This window comes from Serratia sp. BNK-33-b (genome assembly GCF_048684565.1).
GTDB classification, from domain to species: Bacteria; Pseudomonadota; Gammaproteobacteria; order Enterobacterales; family Enterobacteriaceae; genus Serratia; species Serratia marcescens.
Window position 1 is genome coordinate 2129325 of the sequence record NZ_JBLQTZ010000001.1, and the last position, 18659, is coordinate 2147983.

At 59.1% G+C, this 18659-nt stretch carries 18 protein-coding genes; 10 read left to right on the forward strand and 8 right to left on the reverse strand.

Annotated elements, in window-relative coordinates; genetic code table 11:
• Window positions 1-86 precede the first annotated feature (86 nt).
• The 3 genes from ACMGGK_RS10185 to acnA all read left to right on the forward strand — a co-directional run bounded on the left by ACMGGK_RS10185 (window position 87) and on the right by acnA (window position 3680).
• Entirely contained in the window at window positions 87-551 is a 465-nt protein-coding gene (locus ACMGGK_RS10185) for a DUF2778 domain-containing protein (RefSeq protein ID WP_313958302.1), read from the forward strand.
• Window positions 548-784, forward strand: a complete 237-nt coding sequence (locus ACMGGK_RS10190) for a hypothetical protein (protein WP_079449787.1) — start codon at window positions 548-550, stop codon at window positions 782-784. The genes ACMGGK_RS10185 and ACMGGK_RS10190 overlap by 4 nt, the downstream gene beginning before the upstream one ends.
• A gap of 223 nt (window positions 785-1007) precedes the next feature.
• Window positions 1008-3680: an aconitate hydratase AcnA gene (gene acnA, locus ACMGGK_RS10195; protein ID WP_164053760.1), complete on the forward strand. Its 2673-nt coding sequence runs from the start codon at window positions 1008-1010 to the stop codon at window positions 3678-3680.
• 56 nt (window positions 3681-3736) lie between these two features.
• On the opposite strand, the gene ribA is transcribed toward acnA, so the two are convergent.
• Entirely contained in the window at window positions 3737-4330 is a 594-nt protein-coding gene (gene ribA / locus ACMGGK_RS10200; RefSeq protein ID WP_004930678.1) for a GTP cyclohydrolase II, read from the reverse strand.
• Window positions 4331-4609: 279 nt separating this feature from the next.
• Here ribA and pgpB point away from each other — a divergent pair, with 279 nt between their 5' ends.
• From pgpB to lapB, 3 genes are all read left to right on the forward strand, one after another.
• Window positions 4610-5374, forward strand: a complete 765-nt coding sequence (pgpB, locus tag ACMGGK_RS10205; RefSeq protein WP_049299398.1) for a phosphatidylglycerophosphatase B — start codon at window positions 4610-4612, stop codon at window positions 5372-5374.
• 298 nt (window positions 5375-5672) lie between these two features.
• A complete protein-coding gene (locus ACMGGK_RS10210; RefSeq protein ID WP_004930650.1) occupies window positions 5673-5975 on the forward strand; it encodes a LapA family protein in 303 nt (100 codons plus the stop codon).
• A gap of 6 nt (window positions 5976-5981) precedes the next feature.
• Complete coding sequence (gene lapB, locus ACMGGK_RS10215) at window positions 5982-7154, forward strand: lipopolysaccharide assembly protein LapB (RefSeq protein WP_016927532.1); 1173 nt, start codon at window positions 5982-5984, stop codon at window positions 7152-7154.
• Between the two features lie 68 nt (window positions 7155-7222).
• On the opposite strand, the gene ACMGGK_RS10220 is transcribed toward lapB, so the two are convergent.
• Both ACMGGK_RS10220 and bhsA read right to left on the reverse strand, forming a co-directional pair.
• Window positions 7223-7522 (reverse strand): Arc family DNA-binding protein, encoded by a 300-nt coding sequence (locus tag ACMGGK_RS10220; RefSeq protein WP_004930644.1) that lies wholly within the window; start codon window positions 7520-7522, stop codon window positions 7223-7225.
• A 173-nt stretch (window positions 7523-7695) separates the two neighbouring features.
• Complete coding sequence (bhsA, locus tag ACMGGK_RS10225; protein ID WP_016927533.1) at window positions 7696-7956, reverse strand: multiple stress resistance protein BhsA; 261 nt, start codon at window positions 7954-7956, stop codon at window positions 7696-7698.
• Between the two features lie 329 nt (window positions 7957-8285).
• Between bhsA and pyrF the strand changes: the two genes are divergently transcribed.
• Both pyrF and yciH read left to right on the forward strand, forming a co-directional pair.
• On the forward strand, window positions 8286-9014 hold the full coding sequence (gene pyrF, locus ACMGGK_RS10230; protein WP_028127463.1) for an orotidine-5'-phosphate decarboxylase: 729 nt from the start codon (window positions 8286-8288) through the stop codon (window positions 9012-9014).
• A 10-nt stretch (window positions 9015-9024) separates the two neighbouring features.
• A complete protein-coding gene (yciH, locus tag ACMGGK_RS10235) occupies window positions 9025-9351 on the forward strand; it encodes a stress response translation initiation inhibitor YciH (protein ID WP_016927535.1) in 327 nt (108 codons plus the stop codon).
• 188 nt (window positions 9352-9539) lie between these two features.
• Here yciH and osmB read toward each other — a convergent pair whose 3' ends face one another.
• The 4 genes from osmB to ACMGGK_RS10255 all read right to left on the reverse strand — a co-directional run bounded on the left by osmB (window position 9540) and on the right by ACMGGK_RS10255 (window position 14150).
• A complete protein-coding gene (gene osmB, locus ACMGGK_RS10240) occupies window positions 9540-9758 on the reverse strand; it encodes an osmotically-inducible lipoprotein OsmB (RefSeq protein WP_004945176.1) in 219 nt (72 codons plus the stop codon).
• Between the two features lie 258 nt (window positions 9759-10016).
• Window positions 10017-10763: a DNA-binding transcriptional regulator YciT gene (locus ACMGGK_RS10245; RefSeq protein ID WP_004930631.1), complete on the reverse strand. Its 747-nt coding sequence runs from the start codon at window positions 10761-10763 to the stop codon at window positions 10017-10019.
• A 50-nt stretch (window positions 10764-10813) separates the two neighbouring features.
• Entirely contained in the window at window positions 10814-13246 is a 2433-nt protein-coding gene (locus ACMGGK_RS10250; RefSeq protein ID WP_420276863.1) for a formate C-acetyltransferase/glycerol dehydratase family glycyl radical enzyme, read from the reverse strand.
• A gap of 4 nt (window positions 13247-13250) precedes the next feature.
• Window positions 13251-14150 carry a glycyl-radical enzyme activating protein gene (locus ACMGGK_RS10255; protein ID WP_049299393.1) on the reverse strand — a complete coding sequence of 300 codons (900 nt, stop codon included), beginning with the start codon at window positions 14148-14150 and terminating at the stop codon, window positions 13251-13253.
• 149 nt (window positions 14151-14299) lie between these two features.
• On the opposite strand from ACMGGK_RS10255, the gene fsa reads away from it, so the two are divergent.
• Window positions 14300-14965 (forward strand): fructose-6-phosphate aldolase, encoded by a 666-nt coding sequence (gene fsa, locus ACMGGK_RS10260; protein WP_015378028.1) that lies wholly within the window; start codon window positions 14300-14302, stop codon window positions 14963-14965.
• A 48-nt stretch (window positions 14966-15013) separates the two neighbouring features.
• On the opposite strand, the gene ACMGGK_RS10265 is transcribed toward fsa, so the two are convergent.
• Window positions 15014-17080 (reverse strand): carbon starvation CstA family protein, encoded by a 2067-nt coding sequence (locus tag ACMGGK_RS10265; RefSeq protein WP_049299390.1) that lies wholly within the window; start codon window positions 17078-17080, stop codon window positions 15014-15016.
• A gap of 385 nt (window positions 17081-17465) precedes the next feature.
• On the opposite strand from ACMGGK_RS10265, the gene ACMGGK_RS10270 reads away from it, so the two are divergent.
• The gene (locus ACMGGK_RS10270) at window positions 17466-18629 is read left to right on the forward strand and encodes a M20 aminoacylase family protein (protein ID WP_206194759.1); all 1164 of its coding nucleotides are present in this window, start codon (window positions 17466-17468) and stop codon (window positions 18627-18629) included.
• Window positions 18630-18659: the final 30 nt, after the last annotated feature.

Below are 18659 nucleotides of genomic sequence, written 5' to 3' on the forward strand. Positions count from 1 at the left end.
GGAAATTCAACGTTATGCAGATATGCAGGCTTAACTACGCTGATTTATCAAGTGATGGCAAGATAGCGAAATTACGGTGCTATGGAGTGGGGACATTCGACGTGTTATCGGGTATCGAGCATTACATTAACAACCCAAACTGTTCGGATCGTGAAAAAGCCGCCATTCCTCCAGGAACATACTGGATCGTCGACAGACCACAGGGCAGTATTGCAAATCAAATTCGTTCTGAGTTGGTTGACCTGTATCATCTCTACAAGAATCGCCATTCTGAGTGGTTTGGTCTCTTCAGCAATGAAACTATGAGTGACTACCTCGCCGTAAATGGCGTCTTTCGAAACAGTTTTAGACTGCATCCACTTAACACAGATGGCACCGGTGTTTCTTGGGGATGTATTACTCTCTATCAGGCATCTGACTTTCAGATCCTTCGGGATGCGCTGCTAAGGCGTAGAAAGGTGAGAGTGCCTGGAGGTCGAGGGCTGATGGCGTACGGTCGTATAGATGTTCAAGGCGAGCCTGATTACAGTAAATGCGTGGTATCACAATGAAAAAAAGTCTCTGGATTGTTCTGTTCTTGTTGCTAACATTTTTGTTGTTGCGCTACCTACCAGACGGAATTTTCGACAGCTTCGTTTCCAACAACATAGAAATTAGCGGTGATGGTGAAATAGGGATGAATAATTTCGACTCGGCTGTCATTGCCATTAAATTGGGTGTCTCTGCTATCATTGCTGCAGTTGTGCTCACAGTATGTCGCCGCCTGGTGCGCAAACCCCGCTAAAGCCGTGAGATTTTCGCTGCCAAAACGCCGCCTCGTTGCGGCGTTTTCGTTGACGCGTGGCCTAACCCCTTGGCTGTGCTCGCACTTCCTTCTTCTTGATTGTTCTCACCTATCGTTGTGATCAAATCGTGTTGTTATCAAAACGTTAACTTGTCTTTGTGGTATCTTTAAACAAGACCTCACTGATTACCCTGTTTTAGTCACAATAAGAAATGGAGGAGCTATGTCGTCCGATCTTCGTGAAACAAGTCTGGATAAGCTGGTTGCGCTGAATAGCGAATATTACTACTACAGTCTGCCGCTGGCGGCGAAGCAGCTGGGTGCTATCGACCGGTTGCCGAAATCGATGAAAGTGCTGTTGGAGAACCTGCTGCGTCATGTGGATGGCGATACCGTGCAGGTTGACGACCTCAAGGCCATCGTCGCCTGGTTGCAAACCGGCCATGCTGACCGTGAGATCGCCTACCGTCCGGCGCGCGTGCTGATGCAGGATTTTACCGGCGTCCCGGCGGTGGTGGATCTGGCGGCGATGCGCGAAGCGGTACGGCGACTGGGCGGCAATGTCGAGCAGGTGAACCCGCTGTCGCCGGTGGATCTGGTGATTGACCACTCGGTTACCGTCGATGAATTTGGCGATAACAACGCCTTCGAAGACAATGTGCGTATCGAAATGCAGCGCAACCACGAGCGCTACACCTTCCTGCGCTGGGGGCAGAAAGCTTTTAACCGCTTCCGCGTGGTGCCGCCGGGCACCGGCATTTGTCACCAGGTCAACCTCGAATACCTCGGCCAAACGGTCTGGCACAGCGACGAAAGCGGCCGCCGTGTGGCTTATCCCGATACGCTGGTGGGCACCGATTCCCACACCACCATGATCAACGGCCTGGGCATCCTCGGCTGGGGCGTGGGCGGCATCGAAGCAGAAGCGGCGATGTTGGGCCAGCCGGTGTCGATGCTGATCCCGGATGTGGTCGGCTTCAAGCTGACCGGCAAGCTCCGCGAGGGCATTACCGCCACCGATCTGGTGCTGACCGTCACCCAAATGCTGCGCAAACACGGCGTTGTCGGCAAGTTCGTCGAGTTTTACGGCGACGGCCTGGCCGATCTGCCGCTGGCGGACCGGGCGACCATCGCCAACATGTCGCCGGAGTTCGGCGCCACCTGCGGCTTCTTCCCGGTGGATGACGTTACGCTCGGCTATATGAAGCTCAGCGGCCGCAGCGCCGAACAAATCGCGCTGGTGGAAGCCTACGCCAAAGCGCAGGGCATGTGGCGCAATCCGGGGGATGAGCCGGTCTTCACCAGCTCGTTGGCGCTGGACATGTCGACGGTGGAGGCGAGCCTCGCCGGGCCGAAACGCCCGCAGGATCGCGTCGCGCTGCCGAATGTGCCGCAGGCGTTCAAGGCCGCTACCGAGCTGGATATCGGCGGCCACAAGGCCACGACAGACGGCAAAACCTTTACGTTGGACGGGCAGCAGCACGAATTGCGCGACGGCGCGGTGGTGATCGCGGCGATCACCTCCTGCACCAACACCTCCAACCCGAGCGTGATGATGGCGGCCGGCCTGCTGGCGAAAAACGCCGTCAAGAAAGGGCTGCGCAGCAAACCCTGGGTAAAAACCTCGCTGGCGCCGGGTTCCAAAGTGGTGACCGACTACTTCGACAGCGCCAAACTCACCGCCTATCTGGAAGAGCTGGGGTTCAACCTGGTGGGATATGGCTGTACCACCTGTATCGGCAACTCCGGGCCGCTGCCGGATCCTATCGAGCAGGCGATCAAAGAGGGCGATCTGACCGTTGGCGCGGTGCTGTCGGGCAACCGTAATTTCGAAGGGCGCATCCACCCGCTGGTGAAAACCAACTGGCTGGCCTCGCCGCCGCTGGTGGTGGCTTATGCGCTGGCGGGCAGCATGAAGATCGATCTGACCAAAGAGCCGCTGGGCGAGGGTAATGACGGTCAGCCGGTCTATTTGAAGGACATCTGGCCGAGCAGCCAGGACATCGCTCAGGCGGTGGAAGAAGTGCGCACCGAGATGTTCCACAAGGAATACGGCGAAGTGTTCGACGGCGACGCCAACTGGCAGGCGATCCAGGTGACCGGTTCGGCGACCTATCAGTGGCAGGAGGATTCTACCTATATCCGCCATCCGCCGTTCTTCAGCACCATGCAGGTGAAGCCGGATCCGGTGCAGGACATCAAAGACGCGCGCATTCTGGCGATTCTGGCCGACTCGGTGACCACCGACCACATCTCGCCGGCGGGTAACATCAAGCGCGACAGCCCGGCGGGGCGTTACCTGAGCGAGCATGGCGTAGCGCCGCAGGATTTCAACTCCTACGGTTCACGCCGCGGCAACCACGAAGTGATGATGCGCGGCACCTTCGCCAACATTCGCATCCGCAACGAAATGGTGCCGGGCGTGGAGGGCGGCTATACCCGCCATATTCCGTCACAACAGCAGCTGTCTATCTACGACGCCGCCATGCAGTACCAGCAGGAGAAAGTGCCGCTGGCGGTGATCGCCGGTAAAGAGTACGGTTCCGGCTCCAGCCGCGACTGGGCGGCGAAGGGGCCGCGCCTGCTGGGCGTGCGGGTGGTGATTGCCGAATCCTTCGAGCGTATTCACCGCTCTAACCTGATCGGCATGGGGATTTTGCCGCTGGAGTTCCCGCAGGGGGTGACGCGCAAAACCCTGGGGCTGACCGGGGATGAGCAGATCAGCGTTGGCGGCCTGCAACAGCTGCAGCCGGGCCAGACGGTGCCGGTGCACATCACCTATGCCGACGGGCGCAAGGAAGTGGTCGACACCCGGTGCCGCATCGATACCGGCAATGAGCTGACTTACTACGAAAACGACGGTATCCTGCACTATGTGATCAGGAAAATGCTGTAATTAATCAATAAAAAGGGCGCCGTAAGGCGCCCTGATTGTTTCCGCGGCGGTGGCGATCACTTCTGGTCGAGCAAATGGCCCATTTTGGCGGCCTTGGTGGCCAGATAGCGTTCGTTCTTCGGGTTGCGACCGACGATCAACGGCACGCGTTCGCTGATATTGATACCGGCTTCGGTCAGGATCTCGACCTTTTTCGGGTTGTTGGTCAGCAAACGCACCGCGTCGACGCCCAGCAGTTTGAACATGTCGGCACACAGGGTGAAGTCGCGCTCGTCGGCGGCGAAGCCGAGCTGGTGATTGGCTTCCACGGTGTCTGCGCCCTTATCCTGCAGGGCGTAGGCGCGGATCTTGTTCAACAGGCCGATATTGCGGCCCTCCTGGCGATGATAAAGCAGGATGCCGCGGCCTTCTTCCGCAATCTGCTCCAGTGCGGCTTCCAGTTGAAAACCGCAGTCGCAGCGCAGGCTGAACAACGCGTCGCCGGTCAGGCATTCGGAATGCACGCGTGCGAGCACCGGCGCTTCGCCGGAAATATCACCGAATACCAGTGCCAGATGGTCATGTCCGGTCGCCAGTTCTTCGAATCCTACCATCAGGAAATCGCCCCAAGGTGTCGGCAGTTTAGCCTCTGCCACCCGTTTCAGCTGCATGTCACTCTCCACAAAAACCTACGATTCAATCATTGTCGCGCATCCTAAGTCCGGTTCAGTAAATTGACCAAGACTAAAACGTGCTACGCCGATCTCTATTTCGTTAATTATCGGCTATTTTGCCACAACTTCTTGCCGGGCGGTGCTCAGCAAACCAGCAGATGGCGTTTTCTGGCCACCTATTATTGCGATAGGTTTCCTATCTGTTTAATTTTTCGCGTGTTATCAATATTGCACTCTTGTTACACTGCAGCCTGATTCACGCAGAGGAAAACGGGAATGTATGAGATAGCAAAACGTACGGCGGGCGGCGCGCTGCTGCTGCTGTTGATGCCGCTGGTCGTATGGGCATCCGGCTGGCATTGGCAGCCCGGCGGCAATGAACGGCTGCTCAAAGCGCTGTTCTGGGTGACCGAAACCGTGACCTCGCCGTGGGGCATTCTGACCAGCGCTATCCTTTGCGGTTGGTTTTTGTGGTGCCTGCGCTTTCGGCTGAAAGCGGCCATCGGTCTGGCGATCCTGCTTTCCGCCGCGTTGGTGATTGGGCAGGGGGTCAAGTCGTTGATCAAGGATCGGGTGCAAGAACCGCGGCCGTTTGTGGTATGGCTCGAGCAAACCCACGGCGTGGACGGAAAATATTTCTATTCGCTGCATCGTAAAGAGCGCAGCGCGCTGGTGCGCGAGCAACTGCAAGACCAGACGCTGGTGCCGAACTGGCTGCGCAAGCACTGGCAGTTTGAAACCGGCTTCGCTTTCCCGTCGGGGCATACGATGTTCGCCGCCACTTGGGCGCTGCTGGGCGTCGGATTGCTGTGGCCGCGCCGCCATTATAAAACCGTCGCGCTGCTGATGGTGTGGGCAACGGGGGTGATGGGCAGCCGTCTGCTGCTGGGCATGCACTGGCCGCGCGATCTGGCGATGGCTACGCTGATCAGTTGGCTGCTGGTGGTGATCACCTGCTGGCTGGCGCAGCGCTGGTTCGGTCCGCTGACGCCGCCGCCGCAAGAGCAGCAGGAAATCGCGGCGCGCAAGCCGGAGATATGATCGATATGTGACCGCGTCACAAAATAGGCGGCATCGGACCGGTGCCGCATTAACCGCTTACATTTTCCTGCCATTGCAATTCGCCCGGTTGCCCCCATATCCTTATAAATTCGACGTTTTGAGAAGCTTTCTCATCAATTTGTTCGCTAAGACCGTTTACTGCCGAATATGCCAGCAGATATGTGGTTTTATCGTGCGGCAGGGTTTCCCTGCCGCAGCGGGAAATGCTAACTTAAGGGTTAGGGACGCCACATTTTGGCATCGTTCATCCGATTCACTCGGCATCGCGGGAAAGAATGTGAAATATTTGCTGATTTTTTTGTTGGTTCTGGTGATCTTCGTGATTTCCGTCACCTTGGGTGCGCATAACGATCAGGTGGTCAATTTTAACTATCTGGTTGCGCAGGGGGATTATCGCGTATCGACCCTGTTGGCCACGCTGTTTGGCGCCGGTTTCGTTCTCGGCTGGATCATTTGCGGCCTGTTCTACCTGCGTACGCGTATTGCGCTGGGTCGCGCCGAGCGCAAAATCAAAAGGCTGGAGCTGCAGCTTGAGCAGCCCGCAGAACCGGCGGCTCAGCCTGTTGTCAGCAAGGAATAATCCTCTATGTTAGAACTGCTGTTTCTGTTGCTGCCCGTGGCTGCCGCGTACGGTTGGTACATGGGGCGCAGAAGCGCTCAGCAGGATAAACAGCAAGAAGCCAACCGCCTGTCGCGCGAATATGTGGCAGGGGTGAACTTTCTGCTTTCCAACCAGCAGGACAAGGCGGTCGATCTGTTCCTCGACATGTTGAAAGAGGACAGCAACACCGTTGAAGCCCACCTGACCTTGGGTAACCTGTTCCGCTCGCGCGGCGAAGTCGACCGCGCCATCCGCATCCATCAGGCCTTGATGGAAAGCGCCTCTCTGACCTTCGAACAGCGCCTGCTGGCGGTGCAGCAACTGGGCCGCGACTATATGGCGGCCGGGCTGTACGATCGCGCGGAAGACATGTTCAGCCAGTTGACTGACGAAGCGGATTTTCGCGTCTCGGCGCTGCAGCAACTGCTGGTGATCCATCAGGCGACCAGCGACTGGCAGAAAGCGATCGACGTGGCGGAAAAGCTGGTCAAGCTGGGCAAAGAGAAGCAACGCGTCGAGATCGCGCACTTTTACTGTGAGTTGGCGCTGCAGGCGATGGGCAGCGACGATCTCGATCGGGCGATGAGCCTGCTCAAACGGGCGGCCGCCGCCGATAAACAGTGTGCGCGCGTGTCCATCATGTTCGGGCGCATCTACATGGCGCAAAACGACTACGCCAAAGCGGCAGAGTCGCTGCAACGCGTTCTGAGCCAGGATAAAGAGTTGGTCAGCGAGACGCTGCCGATGCTGCAGGAATGCTACACGCATCTGCCGGAACAACAGCACAACTGGGCTGAATTCCTGAAGCGCTGCGTGGAAGAGAACACCGGCGCCACCGCCGATCTGATGCTGGCCGAGATTATCGAGCAGCACGAAGGGCGCGACGTGGTGCAGGTCTATATCAACCGCCAGCTGCAACGCCATCCGACCATGCGGGTGTTTTACCGGCTGATGGATTATCACCTGGCGGACGCCGAAGACGGCCGGGCGAAAGAGAGTCTGCTGCTGTTGCGCGATATGGTCGGCGAGCAAATTCGCACCAAGCCGCGTTACCGCTGCCACAAATGCGGCTTCACCGCGCACTCGCTCTATTGGCATTGCCCGTCGTGCCGCGCCTGGTCATCGGTTAAACCGATCCGCGGTCTGGACGGCCAATAATGCGGCGGGGCGACAAAACAAAACGGGGCGATTTATCGCCCCGTTTTTTATGTTCGTCTGTTCGTCGCTTATTTTTTCTTGCCGCCTTTGGCGCCGGTTTTCAACAGCTGGCGGAGTTTCTTCAGCTCTTTCTGGCTCAGCGGCTGTTCAATTTCTTCTTCGGTGCTTTGATTGTCGATCTCGCCGTGGTGCAGGTCATCCGCCTTTTTGGCCGGTTTTTCTGCTTTGGTGGCGGGCGCGCTGAAACTGCTTTCCAGGCGCTGGCACACTTCCACGCTCAACGAAAATTCGTTTTCAGCGGCGGCGGCGCGGATTTTTTCCTTGAGTTCCAGAGGAATTTTAATGGTAAGTGTCGATATCTCGCTCATTTTGAAAGCCTTTCTGCAGGAAGATGCCTTCAAGCTAAGCCACTGGCGATCGGGTGTCTAGTGTGTAATAAAAATTTAATATTTATGTAACAAATGAGGGCGGGGCAAACGCGGGTTTTTTTAGGCGAGAAACAGAGGCAGGGCCCGAGCGTGCGGGCCCTGTACCGGAAACATTATTTGTAGATGATCGCGGTGCCGCTCAGCATGTTGTTACCGCCGGCGGAGATGATGCGGTAGCTACTGGCGCCCTGAGCGTCGGCTTTAGCGGCCAGCTTTTTTTCCAGGCTGCTGAGGGTGGTCGCGTGGCCTGCGGAAACGATGCCGGTGGCGGTCAGGTTATCGGCCTGCTGGCTATTGATCGGTTCAGCGGCGAAAGTGGCGAAAGAGGTCAGTGCGATAGCGGCAGCGGTTGCAAAATATTTGATGGTTTTCATAGGTGACTCCAGTCTGTTTATTTAGGAAGGAAGCCATTCGCTTCCGATTGGTTGAATAATAAAGCATCTACGTCGATTGAAAATCTGATAATGCTGAGTAATTCATTCAAAATATCTGATCAACAATTTACGCATCTTTACGGCGTTTTACGCTGCGTGGTTTATCGCTAACGCGCTTTCGTTGACGCGCCATGACAAAGGTGAGCGGTAACATGACAGAGCGCCGGTGCGCGCTGCGGCTGGGATTTCTGCCCTCCGGCATGTAGAATGCGGCGGTCAGTTTCGCGGGTGAGTCCCTGATTATGTCTATTTTACAGAAGGTAGAAGAAATGAAGTCTGAAAATAACACTAATAACAATGACTTAAAATCATCTCCAATCGTTGTGGCGTTAGATTACGCCGATAAGAACGCCGCGCTGGCGTTCGCCGACCGTATCGATCCGCAAGACTGCCGGCTGAAAGTGGGCAAAGAAATGTTCACGCTGTTTGGGCCGCAATTGGTGCGCGATCTGCATGGGCGCGGCTTCGACGTATTTCTTGACCTGAAATTCCACGATATTCCCAATACCACCGCGCATGCGGTCGCGGCGGCGGCCGAACTGGGCGTTTGGATGGTCAACGTCCATGCCAGCGGCGGCGCGCGCATGATGACCGCCGCTAAAGAAGCGCTGGCGTCATTCGGGGCGGATGCGCCGCTGTTGATTGCCGTGACGGTGTTGACCAGCATGGAAGCGGAAGACCTGCGCGGCATCGGCATTGAGGCCAGCCCGGCGGAACACGCCGAGCGCTTGGCGCGTCTGACCCGCGACTGCGGGCTGGACGGCGTGGTGTGTTCGGCACACGAAGCGCAGCGGCTGAAGGCGGCCTGCGGGCAGGCTTTCCAACTGGTTACGCCGGGGATCCGCCCAGAAGGCAGCGCGGCGGGCGATCAGCGCCGTATTATGACGCCGGTGCAGGCGCAGGCCGCCGGCGTGGACTACATGGTGATTGGGCGTCCGATCACCCAATCTGCCGATCCGGCCGCGACGCTGCGCGCGATCCGCGCCTCTTTGGCCTGAGGAACCGCCGATGAATGACGATAACAGCCGCCTGGTGTATTCCACGGACACCGGCCGCATCAAGCAGGAAGAGGTTAAACCGCAACGCGCCAAGGGCGACGGCATCGTGCGCATCCAGCGTCAGACCAGCGGCCGCAAGGGGAAGGGCGTATGCCTGATCGCCGGCGTCGATCTGGATGATGCTGCGCTCGACAAACTGGCGGCCGAGCTGAAAAAGAAATGCGGCTGCGGCGGTTCGGTGAAAGACGGGGTCATCGAGATCCAGGGCGATAAACGCGATCTGCTCAAGCAACTGCTGGAAGCCAAAGGCATGAAGGTCAAACTGGCGGGCGGTTGAGGTGAATCGCCATGCCGCGGTGCAATGCCGTGGCATGGCTTGAGGTTGTTGCTGCCGGGGATTAGCCCGTTAACGGCAAAAGAACCATAGACTTAAAGTAAAACAGACCTGAAATCATCGTTATTGGTTAATACGTCAAAGCGCCAAAGCGCTTTTGCCAGCCTGTCGGCCGAGGGCGCTCGGTCAGGTTATTTACCAACCTGGTGACCGATAATGCCCCCTACCGCAGCCCCGCCCAGCGTACCCAACGCGCTGCCGTCTGTCAGCACTGCGCCGCCGACTGCACCTGCGCCGGCACCGATAGCGGTGTTGCGATCGCGTTTGGACATGTTGGAACAGGCACTGAGTGAAAACGCCAGAGTCAGTGCCAGAGCGGCGGTGGCGAAACGTTTATTGATAATCATCATAATGACTTCTCCTTAGCATTGGCTATATGGAAGTGCCCTATAAGTATAGGCGTTAACCATAAATCAGGCCTGCTGTTGATTCCCGTACAGTATCGATATAAAAAATGGCATTTTTTGTTAACGGCCGAATAATTAGCAGGTTACGGCCCAAAAGTTACCGAAGCTGAGTATAGGTTTCTCGGGAAGGATAAACAGGTAAATAGTCTTAAAATCCCGCTGCGCAAGGGAATCGGCGGGCGGCGTGGCCCGCGCGGCGCGTTATTCGTTGACCAGCTCCACCTGTACGCCCTGACGTTTCAGCTGATGCTGATACTCCAGCGCCAAACGTGAATCGGTGATCACCCGGCTGATTTGCCCCGGCTGCGCCAGCGGATTGGGCTGGATCTGGCCGAATTTGCTGGAGTCCGTCAGCACGATATTCTCCACGCCCTTGGCCAGTACCGCGCTGACCACGTCGGCGCGCATCATGTCGCGGCCGGTAAAGCCGGTTTCGGCCTGAAAGCCGTCAATGCCGATAAACGCCTTGTTGAAATGCACCTGCTGAATGCACAGCCGCGTGAGCGGGCCGACTACGGTCTCGCTTTTCTTCTGGTACATGCCGCCCAGCACAATCACGTCGCAGTCGGTTTCTTTCAGCAGGTTGGCGATGTAGTGGCTGACGGTGATCAGCGTAATGCGCTTGCGCTCGGCGATGTAGCGCGCCAGCAGGGCGTTGGCGCTGCCGCTCTCGATAAAGATCGTCTCGCCGTCGTTGACCTGCGCGGCGGCGTATTGCGCCAGCCGCTGCTTGAGGGTGAAATTGGACATCATGCGGGCGTCGACGTCATCACTCTCCAACGCCACGGCGGAGCCGTGCACCCGCTTCAGATAACTGCGTTTTTCCAGCAGGTTGAGATCCTGCCGGATGGTGACTTCCGAGACGCCCGAGGCGCGCGCCAGCTCATTGACGCTGATCCGCCGGCGATCGTTAACCAACTGCAATATGGTCTGTTGTCGTAAATTCATATCGGCCTGATGATGCGGCCGCCAAGGCGCGGCCGCTAAGAGTCAAAGGTTTAAAGAGTATGTTCTGTGCGCGCAATAATATCATCCTGCGCCTCAGGGGATAATGCGGTAAAGAAGGCGGAATAGCCAGCTACGCGAACCACTAAATCACGATATTGGTCAGGGTGTTGCTTCGCCGCCAGCAGCGTTTCGCGCGACACGATGTTGTACTGCACATGCCAGCCGCGATAGCTCTCGAAGAAGGTGCGCAACATCAGCATCAGCTTTTCCCGATCGCGCGGGTTGTCCAGCGTCGCCGGGTTCAGCTTTTGGTTGAGCAGCACGCCGCCGAGGATCGCCTCGGTCGGCAACTTGGCGAGCGAATTGAACACCGCCGTCGGCCCCAGGTGGTCGGTGCCGGACGCCGGACTGGCGCCTTCCGCCAGTGGCGCGTGCGCCTTACGTCCATCGGGCGTGGCCAGAGTGGCGGCGCCGAAGGGCACGTTGGCCGAAATCGACGAGGTGCCGGCGTAGTAACCGCCGCCGATCGGCCCGCGGCCGAAGCGGGTGTTGCGATACTGCTTCAGTTCTTCGATATAGGTTTGGTAGGCGCGCACCAGCAGCCGATCGACCTCGTCCACATCGTTGCCGTATTTGGGCGCGGCGTTGAGCAGCCGCTGGTGCAGCTGCTCGCCATCCAGCCCGGCGAAGTCGTCGGCCAGCGAGGTCGCCAGCTGCTGCTGGCCGATCGCCCCCTGGTCGAACACCAGTTTGCGCACCGCCGCCAGGCTGTTGCCCAGGTTGGCGATGCCGACCTGCAGGCCGGAAACCCAATCGTATTTGGCGCCGCCTTGCTTGATGCTTTTACCGCGTTCGATGCAGTCATCCACCAGCGCGGAACAGAGGATATCGTGGGCATTCTCTTCCAGCACGCTGTCCACCACGCATTCGATCTCGATCGACTTGCGCGTGTAGTAGCGGATTTGCCGATCCCAGGTGGCTAAGACCTGCTCGAAATCGACGAAGTTTCCTTTGGACAGCGCCTGTTCCTGCGGCATGAATATTTGCCCGGAGGTGGCGTCACGGCCCTGTTCCAGCGCTGCCAGCAGCACGCGGGCGAAGTTGATGAAGCTCATGCCGGTGCAACGATAGCCCCATTTGCCGCCGACGGCGGTCTCGATGCAGCCGATGGCGGCGTAGTCGTAGGCGTCTTGCGGCTCAACCCCCAGCTTGATGAATTCGGGAATGACGATTTCGTCGTTGTTGAACGCCGGCATGCCGAAACCGCAGCGGATCACCTGCACGCAGGCGTCGAGGAAGTCGGCGCTCATCCCGGCATGGTAACGCACGCTGAGGTTGGGCTGGGTGGAGCGCAGGCGGCCGCAGGACTCGAGAATGGCGTAGGACAGCGGGTTGACCGCATCGCACGGCCGGCCGTCGATCAGCTTCTGTCCGCCGATGGTGACGTTCTGGTACAGCGGGCTGCCGGCGGAAGCCTTGGAATGCGAGCCGGAGCGGATCTTGTTGACCTCCAGCAGCTTCAGCCAGCAGCTGTGCAACAGCTCGATGGCGTCTTCTCGCGCCAGCTTTTGCTCCAGCTCCACGTCACGCCGATACCAGGGATAGAGGTATTGATCGAGGCGGCCAAAGGAAACCGAATGGCCGTTGGATTCGATCTGCAACGTCAGCTGGATGAAATAGCACAGCTGCAGCGCCTGCCAGAAGGTTTGCGGCGGGCGATGGGCGATCTGTTCACAGTTATCCGCGATGGCCAGCAGCTCGGTACGCCGGCCAGTGCGCGGTTCGTTTTGCGCCATGTCGCGCGCCAGGCGGGCGAAGCGCAGGATGTGTTCGCTCAGCGCCGCCAGCACGATGTCGATAGCGTTGAGAAACTGCGCTTTGTGCAGGTCTTCCCACTCGGTCAGGCGCAGGCGGCTGTGGCGCGCGTTCACTTTTTCACGCAGGCCGTCGAGACCTAGCTCCAGCAACAGCGGGAAGTTGACCGCCAGGTGAGCATCGCCGGAGGTCATGTTGCCCTCGGCCTTGATGATGCCGGTGGCCAGCAGCGCTTTTTGCTCGTCGGTGAACATGCCGTAGCAGCGATCCTGCACCGTTTGGCCGCGCCACCAGGGGCACAGGCGATGCAAAGTCGCCTTGTTCTCTTCGCTGACCGAAAAACCGGCGCCCGGCCGGTCGGCCAATTGGTCTATTTCGTTTTCTATCCAGCCGACGGTGTATTCGGGAAAGATCGGCGCGGCGCGCAGCTCGCTGGCCTGGTTGCCGACGATCAGTTCGTCGTTGGCGATCCAGATGGTGCGCTTCGCCAGATGGTTAGCCAGCGCCAGCGCGCGGCGCACCGGCAGCGGCCGATCCTGATGCTGTTGATAGGCCTCGGTATAGTGCTGCGCGCGTTCGGTGCACACCGGCGGTTTGACGATGTGAATCAGCGCGTTCTTATGCGCCTGAATGCGGGCGCTGAGGGTGGTCAAATCCAACGTGGTCATGGCGTTATCCTCGCAAAATGGCGGTCAGGCCTTTGGCGCCGGCATAGTCTTCGGCGAAGGCCAGCAGATCGGGCGCGTCCAGCGGCGTGCGGGCGGCGCGGTAGGGCTCGCCGAGCAGGTGGTACTTGTTGATGCCCAGCGTGTGGTACGGCAGAAAGTGGATCTCCGACACGCCGATCTCGTCGGCGGCGAAGTCGACGATCGCACGGACAGAGCGACGATCGGCGTTGAAATCGGGGATCAGCGGCACGCGCACGGTCATTGGCACGCCGTGCGCCGCCAGCCGGCGGAAATTGTTCATCACCCGGCGGGCGGAGCCGCCGGTCCAGGCTCTAAAGCGCGCTTCGTCGGTGTGTTTGAGATCGGCCAACAGCAGATCCAGCCACGGCAGCGAAGGCGCGATGTAACGCCACGGAACGTGCAGGCAGGATTCGACGGCGGTGTGGATGCCGGCTTCGCGGCCGCGCCGTAGCAGTTCCGCTGCAACCTCCGGCTGCATAAAGGGTTCGCCGCCGGACAGCGTTAAACCGCCGCCGCTGCGCAGGTAGAAAGGCTTATCCCGCATCACCTCGGCCATGATATCGTCGGGGTTGACCGGGCTGCCGCACAGGCTGAGCGCGCCGGTCGGGCAGGCGGCGGCCAGCGCCGCGTAGTCGTTTGCGCTGATGACTTCACGCTGCAGCGTCAACGCCTCTTCGTCACGCTGCAGGCCTTGCGGGCAGCGCTCGGCGCACAGCGTGCAGCCGCTCAGGCACAGGCGTTCGTCAAACAGCAGGTCTGCATGGCGCGAGCGGCTTTCCGGGTTCTGACACCAGCGGCAGCTCAGCGGGCAGCCTTTTAAAAAGACCACGCTGCGGATGCCGGGGCCGTCATGGGTCGAGTAGCGCTGCAGATTGAAGAACATGAGTCACCCGTTTGGCGTTGCTGAATCTTTCGCCATTAAAGGTGTTTCGAATGAAAGTTGAATTGATTTTGATCAAAGGTTGGCGGTTTTTTTGCCCTATGATGATCAGAGTTTGAGTCCGCCCACAGAACATGACACAGGAGTCCGTGATGGAGCTTTATCTCGATACCGCCGATGTGACCGCGGTAAAACGCCTGGCGCGCATTCTGCCGCTGCACGGCGTCACCACCAACCCGAGCATCGTGGCGAAGGAAGGCAAGCCGATCTGGGAAGTGCTGCCCGCGCTGCGCGACGCCCTCGGCGGCACCGGCAAGCTGTTTGCGCAGGTGATGGCGGCCGATGCGGAACGTATGGTGGCGGAGGCGGCGCTGCTCAGCCAGCGGGTACCGGGGTTGGTGGTCAAGATCCCGGCAACCGCCGAAGGGTTGGCGGCGATCAAGAAACTCAAAACGATGTCCATCCCGACGCTGGGCACGGCGGTATACGGCGCCGGGCAAGGGCTGTTGGCGGCATTGGCCGGTGCGGAATATGTGGCGCCTTACGTCAACCGCGTGGACGCGCAGGGCGGCGACGGCATCGAAATGGTGCACGAGCTGCAGCAGCTGTTGAGCCTGCATGCGCCGTCGGCGCAGGTGCTGGCCGCCAGCTTCAAAACGCCGCGCCAGGCGCTGGAGTGCTTGCTCGCGGGCTGTCAGGCCATCACGCTGCCGGTGGACGTGGCGGAGCAGTTCCTGAATGCGCCGGCCGTACAGGCCGCGGTCGAGAAGTTCGAGCAGGATTGGCAGGGGGCGTTCGGCTCGACGCTGTTAGGCTAAAGCCAGTAAAAAGGGCGCCGCGGCGCCCTTGCTTGATGCTCGGTTCGTTTAGCCGCGGCCGGTCTCCTCCCGCAGCGCGGCGCTCACCTCGTGCGCCGTCGGTTGTTCGGAACGCAGCGCCCTGCGGATCGCGAAGAAGGCGGCGATCAGCATGGTCACCGCCACCAGCATAAAGAACCCGCACAGCGCGGCGTTGATCTGGTTGCTGAACACGATGGTCTCCATGTCCTTCAGCGACTTGGCCGGCGCAATGATCGTGCCTTGCTCGATGCCGGTTGAAAATTTCTTCGCCTGCGCCAGGAAACCGATACTCGGTTTTTCATGGAAGATCTTCTGCCAGCCGGCGGTCATGGAGGTTACGAACAGCCAGGCGGTCGGCAGAATGGTGACCCAGGCGTAGCGCTGCTTCTTCATCTTGAACAGCACCACGGTGCCGAGGATCAGCGCCATCGACGCCAGCATCTGGTTGCCGATGCCGAACAGCGGCCACAGGGTATTGATGCCGCCGAGCGGATCGACCACGCCTTGATACACGAAGAAGCCCCAGCCGGCTACCGCCACCGTGGTGCCCGCCAGGTTGCCGAACCAGGAGCGGTTGTTGGCCAACTGCGGCACCGCCACGCCTACCAGATCCTGCACCATAAAGCGGCAGGCGCGGGTGCCGGCGTCGACGGCGGTCAGGATGAACAGCGCTTCGAACAGAATGGCGAAGTGGTACCAGAACGCCATCATCGCCCGGCTGTTGAACACCTCACTGATGATGTGCGCCATGCCCACGGCGAAGGTCGGGGCGCCGCCGGCGCGCGACAGTATCGAATTCTCACCCACCTCTTTGGCGATCAGCGCCAGCGTTTCCGGTGTGACGATAAAGCCCCAGCTGTTAATGACCTGCGAAGCATTTTCCACCGTGGTGCCGATCAGCGCCGCCGGCGAGTTCATGGCGAAGTAAACGCCCGGATCCAGCACCGAGGCGCAGATCAGCGCCATGATGGCGACGAAAGACTCCATCAGCATGGCGCCGTAACCGATAAAGCGAATGTGGCTTTCGCGCTCCACCAGTTTGGGCGTGGTGCCGCTGGAAACCAGCGCGTGGAAGCCGGAAATGGCGCCGCAGGCGATGGTGATGAACAGGAATGGGAACAGGGCGCCGGCGAACACCGGGCCGCTGCCGTCGATAAAGCGCGAAACCGCCGGCATTTTCATCTCCGGCATGGCGAAGACGATGCCGATGGCCAGACCGATGATGACGCCGATCTTCATAAAGGTCGAAAGGTAGTCGCGCGGCGCCAGCAGTAGCCACACCGGCAGCACCGAGGCGACGAAGCCGTAGATCACCAGCACCCAGGTCAGGGTGGTGCCGTGCAGCGTGAAGAACGGCCCCCAGTAGGGATCTTGCGCCACGTTGCCGCCGTAAACGATCGCCAGCAGCATCAGCACGAAGCCGATCACTGAGATTTCAGCGATTTTGCCCGGCCGGATAAAGCGCATGTAGACGCCCATGAACAGCGCGATCGGGATGGTGGCGGCGATGGTGAACAACCCCCACGGGCTGTCGGCCAGCGCCTTCACCACCACCAGCGCCAGCGCCGACAGGATGATGATCATCACCCCCAGCGCGCCGAGCATGGTAATCACCCCGGCGAACGCCCCCAGCTCTTGCTTGGCCATCTCCCCCAGCGAACGTCCGTCGCGGCGGGTGGAGATGAACAGCACCAGAAAATCCTGCACCGCGCCGGCCAACATAACGCCGACCAGGATCCAGATGGTCCCCGGCAGGAAGCCCATCTGCGCGGCCAGGATGGGCCCTACCAGTGGCCCGGCGCCGGCGATGGCGGCGAAGTGGTGGCCGAACAGCACCCATTTGTTGGTGGGCACGTAGTCCAGGCCGTCGTTGTGGCGTTCGGCCGGGGTAAGACGGCGGTCATCCAGTTCAAAGACCTTGTCGGCGATGAACCGGCTGTAGAAGCGGTAGGCGATGCTGTAGCAGGCGACGGCGGCGACCACCAGCCAGACGGCGTTGACGTGTTCGCCGCGGCTGAGCGCCAGCATGGCGAAGGCGAAAGCGCCGACCAACGCCACCAGCAGCCAGATAAGTCCGGACCTGATGTTTTTCATGAAACAACTCCTTGGCGTACAGAGGTAGAAATTGACGTTGTTATTAGGGATGACGTTTTAACAGTAGAAGTTTTGCCGCTGAACCGCGGCAGGTCGGATGAGAAATGTGAAGCAGGTGGGGTTTTGGTGTAAAAACAAGGCGATGAAACGCCGTTGGCGCAGGCTGCCGCCCACGCATTTCCGAACAGATTTTCATTCTGCACTTTTACTGCGCATGCAGCGAATCATCGCCGTTTTTTATCTGGGTGCGGCGTTTGTCGGCTTATTATTTCATCTGTAGAGGTGTGCCGGAATAAAATGGCACGCATCGTGTTATACCTTTATTTTCATCCGCCTGTTTATTCATTCATTAAATAAATAATAGGGAAAGAAAAGGGATTTAATTATGATAAATAAAGTTATTGAAGGGTATTTACCGCAGCTCACGGCGATTCGTCATGATATTCACCAGCACCCGGAGCTTGGCTTCGAGGAGTTTCGTACCAGCGATTTGGTGGCGGATTATCTGAGTTCGTGGGGGTATGAGGTGCACCGCGGATTGGCGGGCACCGGCGTCGTCGGTACGCTGCGAGCGGGCGCCGGTGCGAAGCGTCTCGGGCTGCGCGCCGATATGGATGCGCTGCCGATCGAAGAAAACAACGGCAAATCCTGGAGCAGCAGCGTGCCCAACCGCATGCACGGTTGCGGCCACGACGGCCATACCACCATGTTGCTCGGCGCTGCGCGTTACCTGGCGCAAACCCGCCGCTTCAATGGCACGCTGCATCTGATTTTTCAGCCGGCGGAAGAGACGCTGGGCGGCGGCGCGTTGATGGTGGAGCAAGGGTTATTCGAACGCTTTCCCTGTGACGCCATCTTCGCCATGCACAACATGCCGGGTCTGCCGGTGGGCGAGTTTTTCTTCCGTCACGGCGCCTTTATGGCTTCGACGGACCAATTCGTCGTTACCGTGCAAGGCTGCGGTGGGCACGGCGCTATGCCGCATCTGACCGTCGATCCGGTGCTGGTGGCCTCGCATATCGTCGTCGCGCTGCAAAGCATCGTCTCGCGTAATACCGATCCGCTGGAGGCGGCGGTGATCACCGTCGGCAGCATTAAGGCCGGTGAGGCGGCCAATGTTATCCCGGACAGCGCGGAAATGCGGCTTAGCGTGCGATCGCTGGGGCGCGAGTGGCGAACAACGCTGTTAACGCGCATTCCTGCGCTGATTCAGGCGCAGGCGCAAAGCTTCGGCGCCACGGCAATCGTGAACCACATCAACGGCGCTCCGGTATTGGTTAACGATGAGGCTATGACGCGCTTCGCGCATCAGGTGGCGCAGCAGCAGTTTGGTGCCGCGCGCGCGCACTACGGCGCTAAGCCGCTGATGGGCAGCGAAGATTTCACCTTCATGCTTGAGGCGCAGCCGCGGGGGTGCTATCTGCTGATCGGCAATGGCGACGGTGAAGGAAGCTGTATGGTGCATAACCCGGGATATGACTTTAACGATGAATGCCTGGCGGCGGGCAGCCATTATTGGGGCGCGCTGGCGGAAGCGTATTTAAAATAAGTCAGAAAAATAATAACAGGGAAGATAATA

Bases quoted from the DNA above. Each gene is read 5' to 3' on its own strand.
- ACMGGK_RS10190 (WP_079449787.1), top strand. From the start codon at position 548: ATGAAAAAAAGTCTCTGGATTGTTCTGTTCTTGTTGCTAACATTTTTG.
- acnA (WP_164053760.1), top strand. From the start codon at position 1,008: ATGTCGTCCGATCTTCGTGAAACAAGTCTGGATAAGCTGGTTGCGCTG.
- ribA (WP_004930678.1), bottom strand. From the start codon at position 4,330: ATGCAGCTGAAACGGGTGGCAGAGGCTAAACTGCCGACACCTTGGGGC.
- pgpB (WP_049299398.1), top strand. From the start codon at position 4,610: ATGTATGAGATAGCAAAACGTACGGCGGGCGGCGCGCTGCTGCTGCTG.
- lapB (WP_016927532.1), top strand. From the start codon at position 5,982: ATGTTAGAACTGCTGTTTCTGTTGCTGCCCGTGGCTGCCGCGTACGGT.
- ACMGGK_RS10220 (WP_004930644.1), bottom strand. From the start codon at position 7,522: ATGAGCGAGATATCGACACTTACCATTAAAATTCCTCTGGAACTCAAG.
- bhsA (WP_016927533.1), bottom strand. From the start codon at position 7,956: ATGAAAACCATCAAATATTTTGCAACCGCTGCCGCTATCGCACTGACC.
- pyrF (WP_028127463.1), top strand. From the start codon at position 8,286: ATGAAGTCTGAAAATAACACTAATAACAATGACTTAAAATCATCTCCA.
- yciH (WP_016927535.1), top strand. From the start codon at position 9,025: ATGAATGACGATAACAGCCGCCTGGTGTATTCCACGGACACCGGCCGC.
- osmB (WP_004945176.1), bottom strand. From the start codon at position 9,758: ATGATGATTATCAATAAACGTTTCGCCACCGCCGCTCTGGCACTGACT.
- ACMGGK_RS10245 (WP_004930631.1), bottom strand. From the start codon at position 10,763: ATGAATTTACGACAACAGACCATATTGCAGTTGGTTAACGATCGCCGG.
- ACMGGK_RS10250 (WP_420276863.1), bottom strand. From the start codon at position 13,246: ATGACCACGTTGGATTTGACCACCCTCAGCGCCCGCATTCAGGCGCAT.
- ACMGGK_RS10255 (WP_049299393.1), bottom strand. From the start codon at position 14,150: ATGTTCTTCAATCTGCAGCGCTACTCGACCCATGACGGCCCCGGCATC.
- fsa (WP_015378028.1), top strand. From the start codon at position 14,300: ATGGAGCTTTATCTCGATACCGCCGATGTGACCGCGGTAAAACGCCTG.
- ACMGGK_RS10265 (WP_049299390.1), bottom strand. From the start codon at position 17,080: ATGAAAAACATCAGGTCCGGACTTATCTGGCTGCTGGTGGCGTTGGTC.
- ACMGGK_RS10270 (WP_206194759.1), top strand. From the start codon at position 17,466: ATGATAAATAAAGTTATTGAAGGGTATTTACCGCAGCTCACGGCGATT.